Origin of the sequence: Curvivirga aplysinae (genome assembly GCF_009711445.1) — a bacterium.
In the GTDB taxonomy this organism is placed as follows: domain Bacteria; phylum Pseudomonadota; class Alphaproteobacteria; order UBA8366; family Aestuariispiraceae; genus Curvivirga; species Curvivirga aplysinae.
The window spans coordinates 1-21,204 of sequence record NZ_SMMC01000154.1 but is presented as its reverse complement, the minus strand read 5'-3'; the positions used below and the strand labels follow the sequence as shown (position 1 = coordinate 21,204).

General features: G+C 43.2%; 15 protein-coding genes and 1 tRNA gene. 10 read left to right on the top strand and 6 right to left on the bottom strand.

The window, feature by feature from the left end:
* Positions 1–137: 137 nt before the first annotated feature.
* On the bottom strand, positions 138–1,490 hold the full coding sequence (locus E1160_RS06245; RefSeq protein ID WP_155154148.1) for an alanine/glycine:cation symporter family protein: 1,353 nt from the start codon (positions 1,488–1,490) through the stop codon (positions 138–140).
* Between the two features lie 659 nt (positions 1,491–2,149).
* On the opposite strand from E1160_RS06245, the gene E1160_RS06240 reads away from it, so the two are divergent.
* On the top strand, positions 2,150–4,714 hold the full coding sequence (locus tag E1160_RS06240) for a GcvT family protein (RefSeq protein WP_155154147.1): 2,565 nt from the start codon (positions 2,150–2,152) through the stop codon (positions 4,712–4,714).
* A gap of 85 nt (positions 4,715–4,799) precedes the next feature.
* Here the strand turns inward: E1160_RS06240 and E1160_RS06235 are convergent, their stop codons facing one another.
* Positions 4,800–6,683, bottom strand: coding sequence for a PHA/PHB synthase family protein (locus E1160_RS06235; RefSeq protein ID WP_235914059.1), 1,884 nt, complete (start codon positions 6,681–6,683; stop codon positions 4,800–4,802).
* A 241-nt stretch (positions 6,684–6,924) separates the two neighbouring features.
* On the opposite strand from E1160_RS06235, the gene E1160_RS06230 reads away from it, so the two are divergent.
* From E1160_RS06230 to recJ, 5 genes are all read left to right on the top strand, one after another.
* Positions 6,925–8,034, top strand: a complete 1,110-nt coding sequence (locus tag E1160_RS06230) for an OmpA family protein (RefSeq protein ID WP_218048741.1) — start codon at positions 6,925–6,927, stop codon at positions 8,032–8,034.
* Between the two features lie 40 nt (positions 8,035–8,074).
* Positions 8,075–9,265, top strand: a complete 1,191-nt coding sequence (locus tag E1160_RS06225; protein ID WP_155154145.1) for an LL-diaminopimelate aminotransferase — start codon at positions 8,075–8,077, stop codon at positions 9,263–9,265.
* A 71-nt stretch (positions 9,266–9,336) separates the two neighbouring features.
* Positions 9,337–10,647, top strand: a complete 1,311-nt coding sequence (locus tag E1160_RS06220; protein WP_155154144.1) for a homoserine dehydrogenase — start codon at positions 9,337–9,339, stop codon at positions 10,645–10,647.
* Positions 10,648–10,760: 113 nt separating this feature from the next.
* On the top strand, positions 10,761–11,732 hold the full coding sequence (gene glpX / locus E1160_RS06215; RefSeq protein WP_155154143.1) for a class II fructose-bisphosphatase: 972 nt from the start codon (positions 10,761–10,763) through the stop codon (positions 11,730–11,732).
* Positions 11,733–11,735: 3 nt separating this feature from the next.
* On the top strand, positions 11,736–13,514 hold the full coding sequence (gene recJ, locus E1160_RS06210) for a single-stranded-DNA-specific exonuclease RecJ (protein ID WP_155154142.1): 1,779 nt from the start codon (positions 11,736–11,738) through the stop codon (positions 13,512–13,514).
* 12 nt (positions 13,515–13,526) lie between these two features.
* On the opposite strand, the gene E1160_RS06205 is transcribed toward recJ, so the two are convergent.
* A complete protein-coding gene (locus E1160_RS06205; protein ID WP_155154141.1) occupies positions 13,527–14,792 on the bottom strand; it encodes a flagellar hook-basal body complex protein in 1,266 nt (421 codons plus the stop codon).
* 212 nt (positions 14,793–15,004) lie between these two features.
* Here E1160_RS06205 and E1160_RS06200 point away from each other — a divergent pair.
* Positions 15,005–15,080 (top strand) — tRNA-Glu (locus E1160_RS06200).
* A 67-nt stretch (positions 15,081–15,147) separates the two neighbouring features.
* On the opposite strand, the gene E1160_RS06195 is transcribed toward E1160_RS06200, so the two are convergent.
* Entirely contained in the window at positions 15,148–16,050 is a 903-nt protein-coding gene (locus E1160_RS06195) for a LysR substrate-binding domain-containing protein (RefSeq protein ID WP_155154140.1), read from the bottom strand.
* A 117-nt stretch (positions 16,051–16,167) separates the two neighbouring features.
* On the opposite strand from E1160_RS06195, the gene E1160_RS06190 reads away from it, so the two are divergent.
* The 3 genes from E1160_RS06190 to acuI all read left to right on the top strand — a co-directional run bounded on the left by E1160_RS06190 (position 16,168) and on the right by acuI (position 20,038).
* Positions 16,168–17,292 carry a dimethylsulfoniopropionate demethylase gene (locus E1160_RS06190; RefSeq protein ID WP_155154139.1) on the top strand — a complete coding sequence of 375 codons (1,125 nt, stop codon included), beginning with the start codon at positions 16,168–16,170 and terminating at the stop codon, positions 17,290–17,292.
* A gap of 86 nt (positions 17,293–17,378) precedes the next feature.
* The gene (locus E1160_RS06185; protein ID WP_155154138.1) at positions 17,379–19,022 is read left to right on the top strand and encodes an acyl-CoA synthetase; all 1,644 of its coding nucleotides are present in this window, start codon (positions 17,379–17,381) and stop codon (positions 19,020–19,022) included.
* 23 nt (positions 19,023–19,045) lie between these two features.
* Complete coding sequence (gene acuI, locus E1160_RS06180; protein ID WP_155154137.1) at positions 19,046–20,038, top strand: acryloyl-CoA reductase; 993 nt, start codon at positions 19,046–19,048, stop codon at positions 20,036–20,038.
* A 16-nt stretch (positions 20,039–20,054) separates the two neighbouring features.
* On the opposite strand, the gene E1160_RS06175 is transcribed toward acuI, so the two are convergent.
* Positions 20,055–20,573: a hypothetical protein gene (locus tag E1160_RS06175; protein ID WP_155154136.1), complete on the bottom strand. Its 519-nt coding sequence runs from the start codon at positions 20,571–20,573 to the stop codon at positions 20,055–20,057.
* On the bottom strand, positions 20,573–21,088 hold the full coding sequence (locus E1160_RS06170; RefSeq protein ID WP_155154135.1) for a hypothetical protein: 516 nt from the start codon (positions 21,086–21,088) through the stop codon (positions 20,573–20,575). Before E1160_RS06170 ends, E1160_RS06175 begins: the two co-directional genes overlap by 1 nt.
* Between the last annotated feature and the right edge of the window lie 116 nt (positions 21,089–21,204).

The following is a 21,204-nucleotide window of genomic DNA, read 5'->3' as shown; positions in this document are numbered from 1 at the left end:
TTATCATTTAATAATATGTATTGTTGAATATAGATATATGGATAAATGAAAAAGCCCGCCACACAAAAAATGTAGCGGGCCTGAAGGTTGATCCTTAAGTGATGGACCTATCTTTTATATCTTTTAAAATCAAATGTTTATGATTTATCTGCGAAATAAGCGCGTGTCATTTTGAAGACAACAGGGCTTAATACCAAGATCGCGATCAAGTTTGGCAATGCCATCATCGCGTTCAATGTGTCAGATACCAACCATACGAAATCTAGGCTTAAGACAGCGCCTAAAGGTACAGCTAAGATCCATAAAATGCGGTATGGTAGGATAAATTTCACACCGAAAAGGAATTCTACGCAACGTTCGCCGTAGAAAGACCAACCCAAAATAGTTGTGAAAGCGAAAAGTGCCAAAGCAATTGCAACGATATAGTTACCAACACCTGGTAGAGCCTCAGCGAAAGCAGCAGAAGTTAGGGCTGCACCAGATTCACCAGATGTCCAAAGACCGGAAGTTACGATTACCAAACCAGTCACGGAACATACGATGATTGTATCAAGGAATGTACCTAACATAGCAATCAAACCTTGACGAACTGGATCTTTTGTTTGTGCAGAAGCATGTGCGATTGGTGCGGAACCTAAACCAGCTTCGTTTGAGAATACACCACGTGCCACACCGAAACGAATAGCTGCCCAAACAGCTGCACCAGCGAAACCACCTTGTGCTGCATGACCTGTAAATGCGCTTTCGATTACGAGTGCGAATGCTGCACCCAATTGATCAGCGTTGATCGCCAATACAACCAAGCCCGCAATGATATATGCAACAGCCATCAAAGGAACCAATGCACCTGCAACAGAACCAATACGTTTAATACCGCCGATTAACACCAGACCAACAAGAACCATCAAGATGATACCTGTTACCAATGGAGATACGCTGAAGTTTGTTTCGATAACTGCTGCAATAGAGTTAGATTGTACGCCGTTACCAATACCGAAGCCTGCGATTGCACCGAAGATCGCAAATGCGGCGCCTAACCAGCCCCAGCTTTTACCCATACCATTTTTGATATAGTACATTGGGCCACCAACATGGTTGCCTTCTTCGTCTACTTCACGGTAGTGAACAGCCAATACAGCTTCTGAATATTTTGTTGCCATACCAACTAGGGCTGTCATCCACATCCAGAATAATGCACCAGGGCCACCTAAGAATACAGCTGTTGCAACACCTGCAATGTTACCTGTACCAACAGTCGCTGCCATTGCAGTCATCAATGCTTGATATGGAGGTACTTCACCCTCTGATTCTTCACCTTCTTTGGCATGCACACCGCCAGCAAGAAGTTTAAAACCGGTACCTAGTTTCAGAATTGGCATCAATTTTAGGCCAAGGCTCATAAAGAAACCAACGCCAAGAATGAGGATAAGCATAGGCCAACCCCAAACAATCCCGTTTATCTCACCTATTACGGAAGTCAAAAATTCCATTAAATGCTCCTTTGCATTATGTGAATTAGATATTAATTACCCGTGAGATATAACCAGCTTATAGGAGACGACTTCACGTTTATGGCTGGTAATATCCTGTAATACAGAAATCACGAATAAGGCTTAATATCCCGGTTCCACATTTTTCGTCATAGGAGGTAATTATTCCCCCGATGATATACGGCTTTAACTTTAAAGCTCTCTGAGCTTTATGAAAGACGAGCGGACCCCACACCGGAATTTTGTGAGGGTCTTTTAGGGTATTTTCAAAAAAAATTCAATAGTCTTTTAAGGATATTCTATAGAGGAATGCCTTTTTTGTGCGGGTTTGGAGGGAAGTTGAGGTTAAAAATGATGAAAAGAATTTTGCTAATATGATTTGATTTTATGGTGATATTTGAGAGTTTGGTCGCGTTTGAACAAGTGGAGAATTTAGGGAAACTGCGGAAGTTGCTAAACATAGTACGCGCAAACAATAGAAAGTGTCGTCAAGCTTTAAGTCTTGAAATTTTCAGCAGTATATTTATGGGGGCAGTTGGCGAAGCGTGTCGGTATTGCATGTGAATTTAGCATCACATGGGATAGTTATTCGACAAAACGTGACGACAAAATATAAAAAAACTCATCTAATATATTCTATAGTGTGGAGACGGTAATCTATGGCAGATTTTCACAAAAAAGCGAAAGTCGTTATTATTGGGCAGGGCGGCATCGTAGGTGCTTCTGTTGTTCACCATTTGATTGAACGCGGTTGGGACAACATTATCGGTATCGATAAATCTGCAATTCCAACAGATATTGGTTCTACAGGCCATGCGTCTGACTTCTGCTTCATGACAGCTCATGATCAGATGACAACTTATACAACAAAATATTCCATCGACTTCTTTGAAGCACGCGGTCGTTATGAGCGTATCGGTGGTATTGAGGTTGCACGTGTTGGTGACGATGAACGTATGGGCGAATTGGAACGCCGTGTATCTTCTGGTCGCGCGCATGGTAGTAACGTTCGTATGATCACACCTGCTGAAGCGAAAGAAATGATGCCTTTGATCGAAGAAGATCAAATTCAAGGCGCGCTTTATGATCCTGATGCTGGTCTTGTTGTTCCGCGTTCCCAAACTGTTTCCGGCGAAATGATCTTTGAAGCTGAAGCAACAGGTAAATTGGAAACAATTCCAAACTGTTCTTGTACAGGTTTGGATATCGAAGATGGTCGTATTAAAGGTGTACATACTGAAAAAGGGTACATCGAAGCAGAATATGTAGTGGTTTGTGCGGGTCTATGGGGTCGTTTGATCTCTGAAATGGCTGGTGAAGACATTCCTGTAATGCCAGTTGACCATCCATTGACATTCTTCGGTCCATATAACGAATTCGAAGGTACAGGCAAAGAAATCGGCTATCCACTTCTTCGTGACCAAGGTAACTCTGCTTACTTACGTGACACTGGTGCTGCTGGCACAACAGAAGGCGGACAAATCGAATGGGGTTACTATGAGGAAAAAGAACCTCGTTTGGTACACCCACGCGATATTCTTGAAAAAGAACAAGCTCGTTTGTCTCCATCTCAACGTGATTTGGAAATGGAACAAGTTATTGAGCCATTGGAACGTGCGATGGAATTGACACCAATTCTTGCGGAATTGGGCTACAATGAAAAGCACTCCTTTAACGGTTTGTTGCAGGTAACAGCTGACGGTGGTCCATCTATTGGTGAATCTCCGAAAGTGCGTGGCTTGTGGTATGGTGTATCTGTTTGGGTTAAAGACGGCCCAGGTACAGGTAAAATCATCGCTGACTGGATGACAGATGGACGTACAGAGATTGACCACGCGCCAATCGATTACGCACGTTATTATGATATCCAAAAATCTGAGCAATATATCTATGATCGTTGCTTCGAAAGCGCGTTCAAGATTTATAACCCACCTGTTCACACACGTGAGCCATATTCCAAAGGTCGTAACTTGCGTACAGCTCCTTATTACCTACGTGAAAAAGAGCTTGGTGCCCACTTCATGGAAATTGCAGGTTGGGAACGTGCACATGGTTATTCTTGCAATGATCATTTGTTGGAAAAATACGCTGACCGTATTCCAGAGCGTTTGCACGAATGGGACAATCGTCACTTCTGGCGTGTATCCAATGCAGAGCATCTAGAGCTTTCTGAAAATGTCGGTATGGTGAACCTTTCTCACTTCGCGATTTATGACATTACAGGCAGCAACGCAGCTGACTTGATGGAATATGTATCTTCTTCCAAAGTTGCTGGGGATACAGCAGTTGGTAAAGGTGTTTACACCAACTTCCTTGATGATACAGGGGGCGTAATTGCTGACTTAACTGTTCTTCGTTTGGGTGAAAATCGTTTCCAAATGATTGATGGTGGTGATGCTGGTAACCGTGATGCGACTTACTTGCGTCGTATGGCTCAAGACAAAAACTGGGATGTTTTTGTTGAAGACCGCACAGACCATTATGGCTGTATCGGTGTTTGGGGTCCTAACGCACGTGAAACATTGAAGAAATTGGCTGACAACCCTGCTGGTCTTGACATCGAAAACTTCGGTTTCGGTGCATGTAAAGACTTCACTTTGCGTGGTATTCCGGTTAAAGGTTTCCGTATTTCCTACGTTGGTGAGCAAGGTTGGGAGCTTCACTTCTCTATGTCTTATGGTTTGGCATTATGGGATATGTTCCGCGAAGTTGGTATTACACCAATCGGTGTGGAAACATATGCAAACAGCCGTCGTCTAGAGAAAAGCTTGCGTCTACAAAATGCGGACTTGTTGTCTCATTACAACTTGTTGGAAGCTGGTTTGGCACGTCCAAAAGTTAAAGCTGCTGACTTCCGTGGTAAGGATGCAAATATCTCCCAACGTGAACTTGAACATCAAGTTGCAATGTTGTGTACAATGACTGTAACAGACAATGTTGACCAAGACGGTGTTGCGCGCTTCATGATGGGTAACTGCCCAATCATCGACCCACGCACAAACGAAGTGTTGATTGACTCTAAAGGTCGTCGTTCTTTCACAACAAGTTTGGCTTATGGTCCATCTGTTGGCAAAAACATTGCTCTGGGTTATTTGCCACAAGATTACTGTGAAGAAGGCCGTGAGCTTGAAATCGAATACTTCAACCAGAAGTTCCCGATCAAAGTTGAGGCTGTTGGTATGAAGTCTCTATATGACCCAACCAACGCACGTATGAAATCTTAATCTAAGATTTTATCGAAAGATCAAAAACCCCGGAAGTTTGACTTCCGGGGTTTTCTTTTATTTTTTTAACTTTGAAGCTAAAGGATTAAAGGCGGGTTTTTACATAACGGCCAGGTGCATCTTCAATGGCTGTTAATTTACCTGTACCGGGAATGCGCGCATCCACTTTCTTACCAGCTTTACGCGAAATCCATTTTTGCCATTCAGGCCACCATGATCCTGCAGTTAGCTTGGATTTGGAAAACCAATCTTCTGGTTCCTCAATTTTACTACGTGGATCATAGGACCAATAGCCGTATTTTTCTTTTTCACCGGGTGGATTGATAACGCCAGCAATATGCCCAGATCCAGCCAAGACAAATTTTACAGGACCGGAAAAAGCATTCACAATTGAATAGGTTGCCTGCCATGGGGCGATATGGTCATCTTTGGTCGATAGGATGAAACAAGGTGTTTTAACCTTTCCAAGATCGATATTTTCACCTGCTAAGGTGAGACAATTTGGTTTTATCAAATTGTTTTCCAAATACATATTGCGTAAATAATAGCTATGCATTTTTTCTGGCATACGTGTGCTATCAGAATTCCAATAAAGAAGATCAAACGGGAAGGGTTGTTTACCCATCAGATAGTTATTGATGACAAAAGACCAGATAAGATCGTTTGGACGTAACATATTGAATGTCATTGCCATTTCACTACCATCTAGATAGCCGTTTTCTTCCATTGATGCTTCGATATTGGAAATTTGCTCTTCATCGATAAAGACCTTTAACTCTCCTGCATTTTCGAAATCGGTGAGTGTCGTGAAAAAAGTAGCACTTGAGATCCGTTTATCATCTTTTGTGGACATATAGGCAAGCGTTGCGGACAAAAGTGTGCCGCCAATACAATACCCAATCGTATTAACAGATTTTTCACCTGTTGCTTTCTCAATGGCATCTAATGCGGCAAGTGGACCTTGAAGCATATAATCTTCAAATCCTTTATCACGTAGACTGCTATCTGGATTTACCCATGATATGATAAAGACAGTATGGCCTTGCTCCACAGCATATTTGATGAATGATTTCTTAGGACCAAGATCAAGAATGTAAAATTTGTTGATCCAAGGAGGCACAATCAATAATGGTTTCGTGAAGACGCTGTCAGTCTTTGGGCTATACTGAAGCAATTGCATTAAGTCGTTTTCAAAAATAACTTTACCTTCAGTCGTTGCTAGATTTTCACCAACTGAAAAAGCTTCCGGGTCAGTCATTGAAATTTTAAGTTTTCCTGTTTCTTTATCTAAATCAGAGACGAGGTTGTCAAATCCACGAATAAGATTTTCACCGTTGGTTTCCATTGTTTCTTTAAGAACAGTAGGATTTGTGGCCCAAAAGTTTGTCGGCGAAATTGCATCAGTTACTTGATGGGTAAAAAATTCTATTTTTTGTGCATCGTGATCATCCACTCCCTCAACTGTTTCTGCGGTTTTATGCATCCAGTTAGCGGTAAGGAGGTAGGATTGTTTCAATAAATTGAAAATTGCGTTCTCGTTCCAGCTTGGGTCGGAAAACCTGCGGTCACCTGCGTCGGGTTCAATGACAGAGATCGGATTGCCAAGATTACCGTCTTCACTCACCATCATCTGTTCCGCGGTTTGTTGCCAAAGACTTAGCATGTTCTGCCAATATTCTGTTTGTGTTTTAATGAGAGTTTCAGGATTTTGAATCATATTTTGAGTCCAACTCAAAAAAGCAGTCCCAAGATTGAAAGGGTCGGCCATCTCTTGATATTGAGAAGAGGTTTTATCCATATTAGTTTGACTGGATTCGATTATCTCTTTCATCGTCGTATGACTATGCTCTTGCAATTTCGACCAGTTATCTGCCCAAATTTGTGGATCAAACTTTTCTTCCAGATCAGGAAACAAGGTGGCTAGATACTCACTTATGTAATCCATGTTAGTTTCGTCTTTATCCGCCATCATAAATTCCCCAAAATATCCCTGCAGTTTTTAGCTGTATCAAAGTCGAATTATGTTCATTGAAACATGGTCGTTTTTGAAACTCAATCGTTGAAACAAAGATTTTATCTTTTTGATCTTAATTAGATTATGTTTAGGTTTTTTTAAATTTCATCAATCCGTTATTGCCCCCGCAATGTGTGTTATCTATGATACGCATCAATTGAAATTTGATACCTCCTTTTTGGCTCGGTGGGAAACGATGAAAAAAATCCAGATTCTGGCTGTTTCAACAGCTATTTTATTATCATTAAATGCATGTACAAACACAACACAGGATGTTGTGGATGGTGTGTCTGGTGGCTGGTTTAGCGATTCCACCGAAGAAGAGGACCAATCTATTCCTGGTGAGGATGAAGAATTTCCTGCTGTCGGAACTGTGCCGGAACGCCCTGAAGAACCTGAGTTGAAACGTGATTTTGACGCATTGCAGTCAGGATTAGTTGCGGATAATCAAAACGCACAATACAGCGATCAAGTTATCCGGTCGCAATCTATTCCAACAAATGAAACACCTATTCAGGCGCCTCAACCCGTGCAAGAAGATGTGTCTGCACCAGCTACTCCACCTGTGGCAAGTAGCGAAACTGTTGCTAAATCGGCGACAACAACTGCACCATCACCAGTTGCGGAAGCGCCCAAGCCAGCCCCAACTCCGGTTGAGCCGAAGATTACTTCTAAACCTAGTAATGCGGTAGCCGTTCCGGTAGCGACAACGGGGCAGTCGACATCAAATGTAGCTCAAGTTGCGCCTAAACCAGTTGAGCCAGCTCCTGCACCGGTTCCTGCAACTCCGGCACCTGCGGTTGAAGCCGCAAAAAAACAAGTTGTTGTACGACCTACTGTTAGTGCTCAAAACACGGATGCAGGTACAGTTGTTGATGTGCCAAACGTACAGGCATCTGAAGAAGCTGTCGCAGCAATTTCTGCTAACCGTGCCGAGGAAGCTGCAAGTAATGGAACGCATATCGCGACGTTATATTATTCCATTGGCAATGCGGTTTTAAGTGCGAATGATAAAGCTGTTCTAGGTCAAGTGGCTGATTTATATGTGCGAAATGGTGCAACTGGCGTTGCGATTATTGGACATGCATCTATACCCGTGTCGCCGCGTGTCACAAATCCTGCGCTTGTGAACTATAAAGTATCTTTAGATCGTGCTGTAAATGTGACTGAGACATTGAAGGCGTTAGGTGTTCCTGCTGATATGATCCTAATGGATGCCCGTGGTGCAAACGACCCGGCTCGTTTAGGTGATACGGACTTGGATCATGCCTATAACCGACGTGCCGAAATCTATTTCTTAAACTAACAATTCCTACTTAAACTTAAATCGAGGTGAAAAAGAGACGATGATTGAAGAATTCCATCGCATTAAAAGGCTGCCCCCATATGTATTTGCTGAAGTAAATGCTATGAAAGCCGCGGCCCGAGCGAGAGGGGAAGATATCATTGACTTTGGTATGGGGAATCCTGATAGCCCGACACCTCAGCATATTGTCGATAAGTTGGTTGAAGCGATTCAAGACCCACGTACGCATCGATATTCAGTAAGCCGCGGTATTCCGGGATTGCGTAAGGCGTTAGCAGGATATTACGCACGTCGATTTAATGTGGAACTTGATCCTGAAAGTGAAGTGATTGTAACGCTTGGCTCCAAGGAAGGTTTGGCAAATTTAGCACAAGCGATTACCAGCCCTGGTGACGTTATTCTTTCTCCTAATCCGACTTATCCGATTCATACATTTGGATTTATTATTGCAGGTGGCGTCATTCGCCACATGCCTGCGGGCGGTGGCGAAGCGAATTTTCAAGAAAACTTCATGCGTGAATTAGACCGCGCAGTGAAGCACTCCATTCCAAAACCTTTGGCTGTGGTATTGAATTTCCCACAAAACCCGACGGCGCATTGTGTAGGGTTGGACTTTTATTCAGAGGTTGTGGATTTCTGTAAATTCCACGGCATCTATATTTTATCTGATATCGCCTATTCCGAGATTTACTTCGGCGACACGCCTCCGCCATCTGTTTTGGAAGTGAAGGGCGCGCGGGATATTGCTATTGAATTCACATCTCTTTCTAAGACTTATTCGATGCCGGGTTGGCGGGTTGGTTTTGCGGCCGGCAATAAAAAGCTTGTGGCGGCTTTGGGACGTGTGAAATCCTATGTGGATTATGGTGCTTTTACGCCAATTCAGGTGGCTGCGACTGCGGCATTGAATGGCCCTCAAGATTGCGTGGACGAAGTTCGTGCCTTATATAAAGAACGCCGCGATGTCTTGATTGATGGGTTGGCAAAAATTGGTTGGGATGTTCCATCGCCCGAAGCATCTATGTTTGCTTGGGCACCACTTCCAGATAAATATAAGGAAATGGGATCGTTGGAATTTTCTAAACTGCTGCTTGATAAGGCAGGGGTCGCTGTAGCTCCTGGTGTGGGCTTCGGTGAATATGGCGATGGTCATGTAAGATTTGGTTTGGTTGAAAATACGCAACGAATCCGACAAGCCATTCGTAACATGAAAGACCTGCTAACAGATTAAAATAAAATCGTATGGTCTTTTAATATTAAAATAGCGGAATTTATAACTTTAGTTAAAAAGAGAAAAATCACATGAGTAAAGATGGCAAACCAGTGAAAATCGCAATTGCAGGCTTAGGTACTGTGGGGGCGGGCACCGTTAATTTGTTGGCTGAACATGCTGATGTTTTAACAACACGTTCTGGTCGTCAAATTACGGTAACTGCAGTATCTGCACGTGATCGCAATCGCGATCGTGGATGTGATCTTTCTGGTTTTACTTGGTTTGATGATGCTGTTGAAATGGCACGTGAGGCGGACGCAGATATCTATGTAGAACTTATTGGCGGTTCTGACGGCCCAGCAAAAGCTGCTGTAGAGGCTGCTTTAAATTCGGGTAAGCATGTAGTGACTGCTAACAAAGCATTGATGGCACATCATGGTTTTGAACTTGCGCAATTGGCGGAAGAAAAAAAAGTTGGTTTGACCTATGAGGCGGCCGTTGCAGGCGGTATTCCTGTGATTAAATCCATCCGTGAAGGATTAGCAGGGAACAAGATTTCCTCTTTGCATGGCATCTTAAACGGAACTTGCAACTATATCCTAACCACAATGCGTGAAACAGGTCGCGATTTCGCAGATGTATTATCTGAAGCACAAGAGCTTGGTTATGCGGAAGCTGATCCAAGCTTTGATATTGATGGCGTGGATGCGGCACATAAACTGGCGTTACTTGCTTCGTTATCCTTTGGGACCAAGGTCGATTTTGATGGCATGCATGTAGAAGGTATTCGTCATGTATCTGCGACTGATATCGAATATGCATCTGAACTTGGTTATAAAATTAAGCTACTTGGTATCGCGGAAAATGGCGATAATGGTATTTTCCAACGCGTGCATCCAGTGATGGTGCCTGCAGATAAGCCGATCGCAGGTGTAGAAGGTGTCTATAACGCGGTTGTAACCGAAGGTGATTTTGTTGGAACAACTGTTCTCCAAGGTCGTGGTGCAGGTGCAGGACCAACAGCGTCCGCAGTTGTGGCTGACATTGTTGACATTGCTACAGGTCGAATTGCACCTGCATTTGGCATTGCTGCAGGTGACTTAGTGGAAAAAGCTACATTGAGCATGGATAATCATAGTGGGTCTTGCTACATCCGTCTTCAAGTGATTGATAAACCGGGTGTTATGGCAGATGTGACGCGTATTCTTAAAGAAGAGGATGCGTCTATTGAGGCTATGTTGCAACGTGGTCGCGCTCCGGGCTCAGCCGTTTCTGTTGTTATGACCATTCATGAAACAAATGAAGCTGCGGTTAGTCGTGCTCTGGCAAAGATGGAAGCTTTGGATGAGGTTCAGGGGAAACCTTGCATGATCCGCATTGAAAAATTCACAGAAAACTAAACCTTTAAAGTTTTTGGGAAATATATGCACAAAAAGCATGAAATCTTGGAAGACTTCATGTATAGACTGCTCAGAATTTAAAAACTGAGCATCAGGTTTAAGGAAAATTTAAAATGGCTATTACAGAACGTAACCTTGCATTGGAAGCTTGCCGTGTGACAGAAGCAGCAGCTTTGGCATCCTCTCGTTGGATTGGTAAAGGGGACGAGAAGGCAGCAGACCAAGCGGCTGTTGACGCAATGCGTACAGCATTAAACGCGATGGATATCCAAGGTACAGTTGTAATTGGTGAAGGTGAGCGTGACGAAGCGCCTATGCTTTACATCGGCGAAGAAGTTGGTACAGGCACAGGTCCTAAAGTTGATATCTCACTTGATCCACTTGAAGGCACAACCATTACAGCCAAAGGCGGCCCAAATGCTTTAGCGGTTATTGCTATGGCAGAAGAGGGTTGTTTCCTGAATGCACCTGACACTTATATGCAAAAAATTGCTGTGGGTGGTGGATTGCCAGACGGTATTGTTGATATTGATGCGACGCCGGAAGAAAACTTACGTAATCTCGCAAAAGCAAAAGACAAAGAAATGGAAGAGATGTTGGTTTGCATCTTGGACCGTCCGCGTCATGCAGAGATTATCGAACAAGTTCGTGCTTGTGGTGCACGTATCATGTTGATTGGTGATGGTGACGTATCTGGTGTGATTTCTACATCTGATCCATCTACAGGCGTTGATATGTATATTGGTTCTGGTGGCGCACCGGAAGGCGTTTTAGCAGCAGCAGCATTACGTTGTATTGGCGGTCAAATTCAAGGTCGTTTGTTGTTCCGTAATGATGATGAAAAAGCACGTGCAGCAAAATGGGGTATTACTGACCTTGATCGCGTTTACAAAATGGAAGACATGGCAAAAGGCGATGTTATGTTCTCTGCCACTGGTGTGACAGACGGTTCCATGTTGCAAGGTGTTCGTGTATTACCACATAAAGCAATTACGCAAACACTTATTATGCGTTCCAAATCTGGCACAGTTCGTAAGATCGAAGCTGAACATAACTTTTCTCGTAAAACATGGGTGAAGTGGTAAGCCATGACTGTGAATTCCCCGTTATTAGGTATTGAAAAATCAATTTCCGGTCAACGTTGGGAATTACGTGAAGGTAATGAACGAGAATCGCTGGCTTTATGCCAGCGTTTTTCTTTACCGGATATTGTTGGGCGTATTCTGTCAGCTCGTGGCATCGGATTAGATCAAGCCGAAGACTTTTTAAATCCATCTCTTAAAACTCTGTTGCCTGATCCATCTCATCTTGTCGACATGGATAAGGCGATTAATCATCTTGTGGGGGAAATCCAGTCGGGTAATAGAATCGCCGTCTTTGGTGATTATGATGTAGATGGTGCGACTTCAAGTGCGGTTTTAAAACGTTACTTTAATATGCTTGGTCTTGATATGGGGGTCTATATTCCTGATCGTATGTCGGAAGGTTATGGGCCAAATTTGCCAGCTCTAATGAAGTTGAAAGAGCAGGGATATTCAACAGTTATTACCGTTGATTGCGGTATTACGGCTTTCGATGTTTTAGGTAAAGCGTCAAAGTCGGGACTTAATATGGTGGTTATGGACCACCATGCTGCCGAAGCGCATTTGCCGGATGCGATTGCTGTGGTAAATCCAAACCGACTAGATGATGCAAGTCCACATGGGCATATGGCTGCTGTGGGCGTTGTGTTTTTATTGGTCGTTGGATTAAATCGTGCGTTACGTGATGTCGGTTTCTTTGGTGACAAGAAAGAGCCTGATATTCGTCTGCTGCTAGATTTGGTTGCTCTGGGAACCGTTTGTGATGTGGTCCCTCTCAAAGGGGTAAACCGTGCTTTTGTATCCCAAGGTCTTAAGGTTATGGCAGGTCGTCGTAATACTGGTATGAAGGCTTTGGCAGATGTGTCTGCGGTGGATGGCCCGCCAAGTGCCTATCATTTAGGCTTCCAAATGGGGCCACGTGTTAATGCGGGCGGACGTGTTGGGGAGGCAGCCCTTGGTAGCCGTTTGCTTGCAAGTGATACACCACAAGAAGCTCTTGCGATTGCGCGGCAACTCGATGGTTTTAATGCAGAACGTAAAGAAATTGAAGCGGCATGTTTGGAACAGGCCATTGAGATGGTTGAGCGTGAAGGGCGTGAAAAAGACAGCCTAATCTATGTGGCATCTGAAGGTTGGCATGCCGGGGTGATTGGGATTGTTGCAAGTCGTTTGAAGGAACGTTACGGTGCACCGGCTTGTGTTGTGGCTATTGAAAACGGTGTGGGAAAAGGATCGGGTCGGTCTGTGGATGGGGTTGATCTCGGTGCACATGTAATTGCTGCACATCAATCAGATTTATTACTGAATGGTGGTGGCCATAAAATGGCTGCGGGATTTACAGTCACAGAAGCGTTAAGTGATGAATTTCGTGATTACTTAAATGAAAGAATTTCCAAGCAAGTTTCAGAAATGGAAATGGTACCGACCTTAACGGTTGATGGCTGTTTGCAAGCCAGCGGAGCAACGATTGATTTAGTGAAGACGCTGGATCAGCTGGCACCATTTGGAGCAGGAAATGCAACGCCAAAATTTGTTCTGGAGAACGTAAAAATTATCAAGCCACGTATTGTGGGGGCTGATCATGTAAGTTGTCAGGTCAGCAGTTCTGGCGGTGGTAACTGGATCAAAGCAATTGCTTTTCGATGTGCGGATCAAAATTTGGGTGACCTGCTGTTGTCTGCAAATCACGGATTACCTGTACATTTGGCAGGACGATTGCAGATTGATAGTTGGCAGGGACGCGACTCCGTTCAAATCATGATTGAAGACGCGGCGCCTGCCTAATTCAACTATTTACTATTTCAGTCTGGAGACTGTTTGCATCATTTCATCCGCTGTTCGGATCGTCGTTGCGGCTGAACTATATGCCCGTTGTGTCGTGATCATGTTACTAAATTCAGCATTTAGATTTGTGGATGCGCCTTCATAGGCACCTGCTACAAATCGAGCACGTGTTGTTACTTCTGGATCATAGACCGTGATCTCACCGGATTGGCCGGTGGTTTCAAAATGGGTGCCCGAAACTGCATTTAAACCTTCCGCATTGCGAACATCACCTATAGCAACTTTTGCTACAGGTCGTGTGGCACCATTGGTAAATTTGCCATATACGATACCCTCATCACCAAAATATGTACTGCCTAAAACGCCCTCACTAAAGCCATTCGTATTAATGTCATCAAGGGTGTTTGCACCCGCAAATTGTGTGAAGTTACCAAGATTTAAACTAAATGTATTCGATGCACCGGAATTTGCCCAGTTTACGGATACATTAAGAGATGTACTGGTGCTGCCGACGATAGACATCTGAGACCCTGTAGAATCAAACTCTACCTGGAAGGGCGTATTGCTTACGGTACCGCCATCTCCTGTGATCGTGACATCCCAGATATTTGGTGTGGCTGATTTGGTAAATACCATGTTGATGTTTTGACCGTCATTAATTCCATCAGCATCGCCACTACCATCCAGAACACCAAAGCTGATTGTTTGAGATTCTCCAACAGCTGTATCAGCAGATAAGTTAGCCCCAACACTAACTTCAGAGGTCGCTACTGCTGCATATGTGGTACTAAAGCGATCCGCACGAATGGGGCCAACGGAGGCTAGGTCATTGCCCGTATTAAAGGTGCTTGTTGCCGGATTGTAATCCCAACCTAAAAGATAATTGCCAGAACCGTCTTTTATATAGCTAGCACCTGAACCATCTTGTTCAAGTTGAATGTCGAACTGTCCTGCTGCTGTCAGGTAATTTTGGCCACCAGTTAAAGCATCGCTCGTAATAAAGAACCCTTTTCCCATAAGTGCGCCATCAAGCGGGCTTTGAGTGGAAATAGTTGTGCCTTCAGCAGCATATCGATTAAACACCACGCCGGATGTTCCGCTATAATTTCCATAAACACTACCGTATCTTGACTCATTTGTCAGAGATTGAGTGTGAATTTGCGTATGCTTAAAACCAGCAGTATTCAGGTTCGCAACATTGTCAGCAATCGCAGCAAGAGATCGCGAATGGGCTCTCATTGCTGTAATGCCTGACGTAAATGAATAATCCGATACCATATTTACTTCCTCTATCGAACCAAAGTCCGGGCAGTATTTGCCTAATTACATCTTCTCACTTACCGATAATGCAAATCTAATGCCAAAGAAGAGGTCGGGAAGTGGAATTAATTTATCAAAAGAGAAGAAATATCAATAAAAGAGGGTTGACCATTAGGGGCGAAATCTTTAAATCAACTCTCACAGCAAAGTTAAGGCTGTAAACAAAATATGTCCCCTTCGTCTAGAGGCCTAGGACACCGCCCTTTCACGGCGGCAACACGGGTTCGAATCCCGTAGGGGATGCCAATTTTAAAATCGCTCGCAGAAATGCTTGAGCGGTTTTTTTGTGTCCAAATTAAACTATTAATGTTGTCTAAGAAACTGTCGTTAATTGATCTCTTAACAGATTTAACAAATTTTCACTCATTTCAGTGTTGAAAAAATCTTCCTTGGCGACCAAGTAGTATCCGTTATTTGTATGCATGATTGGAAAATTAAGCGGTACGAGAGCACCAGTTTCTACGAAATCCTTTACGACACCCGTCCATCCTAAGGCAATGCCATGCCCTAGCAAGGCTTGGTTAATGGCAAGTCCATAATTTGAGGTCGAGGTTAGCTTGTTGATTTTTCCATATTCAGGCGCAAGTTTACCGGCCCATTCTTTCCAGCCAAGCCATCTTTCTTCTTCATCTTCTAGATAGATGATGGGACCTTTTTCTAATAGGTCTTTACCCGATAAATGTTGATATTGTTCGGCGACTTTTGGGGCGGCAACGGGAATAACTGCTTCATCAATTAATTTTACGGCCTGAAAGCCTTTCCAATTGCCATCACCAAAGACAATTGCACAATCCACATTTTCCAGAAGAATGTCGGAATTTTTTTCCATTGTCGTTACCCGCATGATCAGATCAGGATATTTTTCGCGAAGTAATTGAGTTTTGGGTAATAACCAATAGGCTGCGATGCCGGGATAGGTGGCAAGTGAGATTTCGCTATCGTTTCGATTGTTGCTTCTTAAACGCTCACTGGCAGTCGCGATATCATTTAGGGCTGCGGCGATCGCTTCATAATAGGAATCTGCCTCATCGGTTGGTACAATAGCCGCGCCATGTTTGGTAAATAGTTTGGTTTGTAAATCATCTTCCAGATTTCTGATTTGATGACTGACCGCGGGTTGTTGCACATTCAGGGAATTTGCCGCACGTGTGAAACTGCGTAATCGATAACATGCTTCAAATGCACGAATGGCTCTAAGTGGCGGAAGTTGTTTCATTTGGAATCACGTTATTGAAAAAAATAATAATGAAGAAAAATTAAACATACTTCTCCTTTTAAGTAAACTTGGATATAGATTTATATGAATAAGATTAGCCTGCTTTGGAGAAAAATAATGTCTCAACCCGTTCTTGCGATTTCCCGTCGTACTCGATCAACTCCTTATTCCAACCGTGTAAGTGAATGTGGGGTTAAGGGATATACGGTTTACAATCGTACTTTGTTATCAACTCAGTTTCGTGAAAGTGCAGAAGCTGACTACTGGCATTTGCGAGAATTTGTGCAAATTTGGGATGTGACTTGTGAACGACAAGTGCAATTGCAGGGCCCAGATGCCGCAAAACTGGCTCAATTAATGACACCGCGTAATCTGCAAAAGGCAGTTGTGGGGCAGGGAGTATATGCCCCTATCGTTAACCAAGACGGTGGCATGTTGAATGATCCTATTATTTTGAAGTTGGCTGAAGATAAGTTTTGGTTATCCATTGCAGATAGCGATCTTTTACTTTGGGCAAAAGGTTTGGCATATGGCATGAATTTAAATGTGGATGTTACAGAACCAGATGTATTTCCACTTGCTGTTCAAGGTCCAAAAGCTGACGATGTTGTGGCAAAAGTTTTTGGCGAACAAGTGCGCGATATCCGCTTTTTCCGTTTTGAAGAGCTAGAGTTTCAGGGGGTGAAGATGCCTGTTGCGCGTTCTGGTTGGAGTAAGCAAGGCGGCTTTGAAATTTACTTAACCGATTTTTCTCTGGGTGAAGCACTATGGGATGCTCTTTGGGACGCCGGGAAAGAGTTTAACATCGGACCGGGAAATCCTAACCTGATTGAACGTATTGAAGGGGGACTGTTTTCTTACGGGAATGATTTTACAACCGAAAATAATCCTCTTGAATGCGGATTAGATCAATATTGCCATCTTGATGGAGGTTTTGATTTTATTGGTAAAGAAGCGTTGCTTAAAATTAGGGAAGAAGGTGTAAAACGCCGTATTCGGGGATTAGTGATTGATGGTGAGTTGAAAACGGCCTGTTCTGGACTGTGGCCTGTTGAAGTTGATGGCAAGTTTGCAGGAAATGTAACATCGGCTTGTTATTCGCCTGCGCTTAAAAATAATATAGCAAATGGTATGATTGAAATTGATTTTTGTGAAACAGGTCAATCTGTGACTGTTCAAACACCTGACGGCCCAAGACAAGCCAAGATTTGTGATCTTCCGTTTGAAGTGCCAGAGCTTTAATATAAAATAAATTTAATACGGGAAAAGAGCTCGACGATAAAAGATCGGGCTCATTCCAAAAAATAAAACAATAGGGAGTTTGCGTAATGGGATCTGCAGTGAACGCAACTGAAGGATTAGAAAAAAATCCGGCAAATTATGTACCTTTATCACCTATATCTTTTCTTGTGCGCACGAAAGATGTCTTTCCAGATAGAACGTCAGTCATTTACGGCGATAAGAAATATACTTGGGCGGAAACATATGAACGTTGTGTAAGATTTGCATCGGCTTTAAAGAAAGCAGGTCTTAAAAAGGGTGAGGTGGTTTCAATACTTTCACCGAATATTCCGCCCATGTTTGAAGCGCATTTCGCCGTGGCTATGGCTGGTGGCGTTTTGAATACGATAAATATGAGGCTTGAGCATGACACATTGGCTTATATCTTTGATCATGCAGAAACTAAAATTCTAATTGTTGATCGTCAATTCTCACTTTCTGTGAAGCATGCCTTGAATGAATGTGAGAATAAGGATTTAAAAATTATTGATATCGTTGATGGTTTGGCGCCTGAAGTTTCTGGTGAAGACAATAAGCTGGGCGATATTGATTATGAAAGTTTTGTTGCCAGCGGCGATGCTGATTTTAATTGGCAGATGCCTGATGATGAATGGGATAGTCTGGCCTTAAATTATACTTCCGGTACCAGTGGACGGCCGAAAGGCGTCGTATATCATCATCGCGGTGCGTATTTGATGGCGATGGGGACAATTCCCGGCTGGAACATGCAAAATCATCCAACATATCTGTATGTCGTACCAATGTTTCATTGTAATGGATGGGGACATGCTTGGACAATGACCGCACTTGCGGGCACAATCGTCTGTCTGAGATATGTGGATCCCGGCGATATTTATACCGCATTATCAAAAAATAAAGTTACCCATTTTGGGGGCGCTCCTATCGTTTTATCTATGTTGATCAACGCAACCGATGAACAGCGCAAGCCTTTACATAATAAAGTTCACGCGATGACCGCTGGCGCACCACCACCTGCGGCCGTTATTGAGAAAGTCCAAAAGCTTGGTATTGATATTACACAGGTTTATGGCCTTACAGAGACATTTGGACATGTCCTTGAATGCGTATGGCAAGACCAATGGGATGGGTTGAATTTCAAAGATCAAGCCGCAATCAAAGCCCAGCAAGGTGTTGTCTTTCCGATGATGGAAGGAATGCGTATTGTCAATCTTGAAACTGGCGAGCCAGTTGCACGTGATGGTGAAGAGTTGGGGGAAATTCAGCTTCGTGGTAACACCGTGATGAAAGGCTATTTAAAGGCCCCCGAAGCCACTGCTGAGGCCTTTAAAGATGGGTGGTTCCACTCTGGCGATTTAGCCGTCATGCATCCTAGCGGTTATGCAGAAATTCGGGATCGTCTTAAAGATATTATTATTTCTGGTGGAGAGAATATTTCATCCGTCGAAGTTGAGGGGGTTCTATTTAAACATCCAGCTGTTAGTCTGGCTGCAGTCGTCGCTCGCCCAGATGAAAAATGGGGGGAAACACCTTGCGCCTTTATTGAATTGAAAGAAGGTGAAGATGTTACGGAGGATGAATTAATTAAATTCTGTCGGGAGCATTTAGCAGGTTTCCAAATGCCAAAAACGATTTTGTTTGAAGATTTACCAAAGACTGCGACAGGTAAAATTCAAAAATTCAAGTTACGTGAGAAAGCGCGCCATTTATAAGTTGGAAAAGGGGAGAGAATTCAATGTTTAACGCATTAATTGTGAATAAAGATGATGAAGGTAAGGTATCGGCTGAAATTCAGGAACTGGGTGAGACTCAACTTCCATCTGATGGTGATGTGACTGTCGCAGTTGAATATTCCACAGTGAATTATAAAGACGGCTTATGTCTAACTGGTAATGGCGGATTGGTGCGAAACTATCCTCATATCCCGGGTATTGATTTTGTTGGTACCGTCGAAACGTCTGAAGATAACCGCTATAAAGCAGGTGATAAGGTGGTTCTGACGGGTTGGCGGGTTGGTGAGGTTTGGTGGGGCGGTTATTCCCAGAAAGCCAAGGTGAAGGCGGATTGGTTGGTGCCTTTACCAAATGGGATTACCCCGAAACAGGCAATGGCTGTTGGGACTGCGGGTTTTACCTCTATGCTATCTGTCATGGCACTTGAAGATCATGGTTTAAAAGTAGGTGATGGTCCTGTTTTGGTTACAGGTGCTGCAGGTGGTGTTGGATCTGTTGCAACGGCGATTTTAGCGAAACTTGGTCATGAAGTGGCAGGTGTAACAGGACGTCCTGAAACAGCTGATTATTTGAAATCCCTTGGGGCTACTCAGATCGTTGCACGTGAAGAAATAAATGAGACGACGAAAAGGCCCTTGGAAACCGAAACATGGGCTGGTTGCGTTGATGCGGTCGGTGGTGCCATGCTTGCGCGAGTATTAGGACAAATGAAATATGGTGCTTCGGTTGCTGCAGTTGGCTTGGCTGGTGGGGCTGGATTACCTGCCACAGTAATTCCGTTTTTATTACGTGGTGTTAATTTATTGGGGATTGATTCAGTGATGCGTCCTTATGACGATCGTCTTCGGGCATGGGAACGTATCGCAAAGGATCTTCCTATGGATAAATTAGAGGAAATGGTTGTGGATGCAACTCTATCTGATCTTCCATCGTTAGGTGGGGATATTCTTGCAGGTAAAGTTAAGGGACGTGTAGTTGTTGATGTGAATGCGTAAGCTAAATGGAGGTGTCTTAAATCGCCTCCATCACACCAACGATATGTGAGATATTATTTGCGTTGTCCCAAAGTGGGCAATCGATAGATTGAAATCTTCGTTTACGTCCATATTGATCTATAAATTCACCTTCACACCAAAAAGCGGTCTTATTTTTTAAGATTTTCTGTAGATAAGTTATAAGTGCATCCAGATGTGCATCCACTTTAGCTGCTTCTCTATTAATGCGGACATTTGTGTAGCGATTACCAAGAAGGTCAATTGCTTTTTCACCAAGCACGCGCACATAAAACTCATCATCTGCAATGACAGAATATAAGAAATATCCCTCCGCATCTTTTATATGATCTACTATGTCAAAAGACGATTTTCTGGGGGTATCTGTTTGATGGGAATGCCACCAATCATATAGGCTCTCTACTTTTTTAGAGTTGAACCGTATATCGGGTATTACTTGATATTCAGTAACGGAGATGAGCTGTGAAAGGTTTTTGCGCCCATCAACACCGTCTCGGATTATGCGATCATGTTTCATTAATCGAGTGCTTCAAGAATACCAATGATTTGAACCACCTTTGAGTTCTCATCCAAGAGCGGGCAGTCAATTGATTGGAAATGGCGTAAACGATCAAGGCGATCACGGAATTTACCTGTACATACATAAGGTTCTTTATCATCATATATCTGTTGTAAATATGGGATCAGGGATAATAGATGAGGGTCATCTTTCGCGGTTTCCGCGCTGACCGTTACTCCACTATATTGTTTGCGAATAATATCTGAGGCTACTTCTCCATTGAGACGAATTTCATATTCATCACGTGAAATAACCTTATAGAGGAAAAACTCACCAGCGTCATGGATATGATGTAAAATATCAAAATTATCTATGGTTGGACAGTTTGGGTGAAAGGAACACCACCAGTTATAAAGCCGTTCAGCTTTCTGAGATTGAAAAATTGTTTCTTTTGTCGCTTTCTGGTTGAGTATCTCAACAAACCCGTTTTCTTCTTGGTGTTTTTCATTATTTTCGTTTGAAGAAACGGTCATATAAAAGGATCACCTTTTTAACTTCTGCTGAAAGTGATTTATAACATTAACGGGGAAAGTTATACTCTTTCAAGGCGAATTAGGTATAAAAATCAACGAACTCATATTTTTCGCAA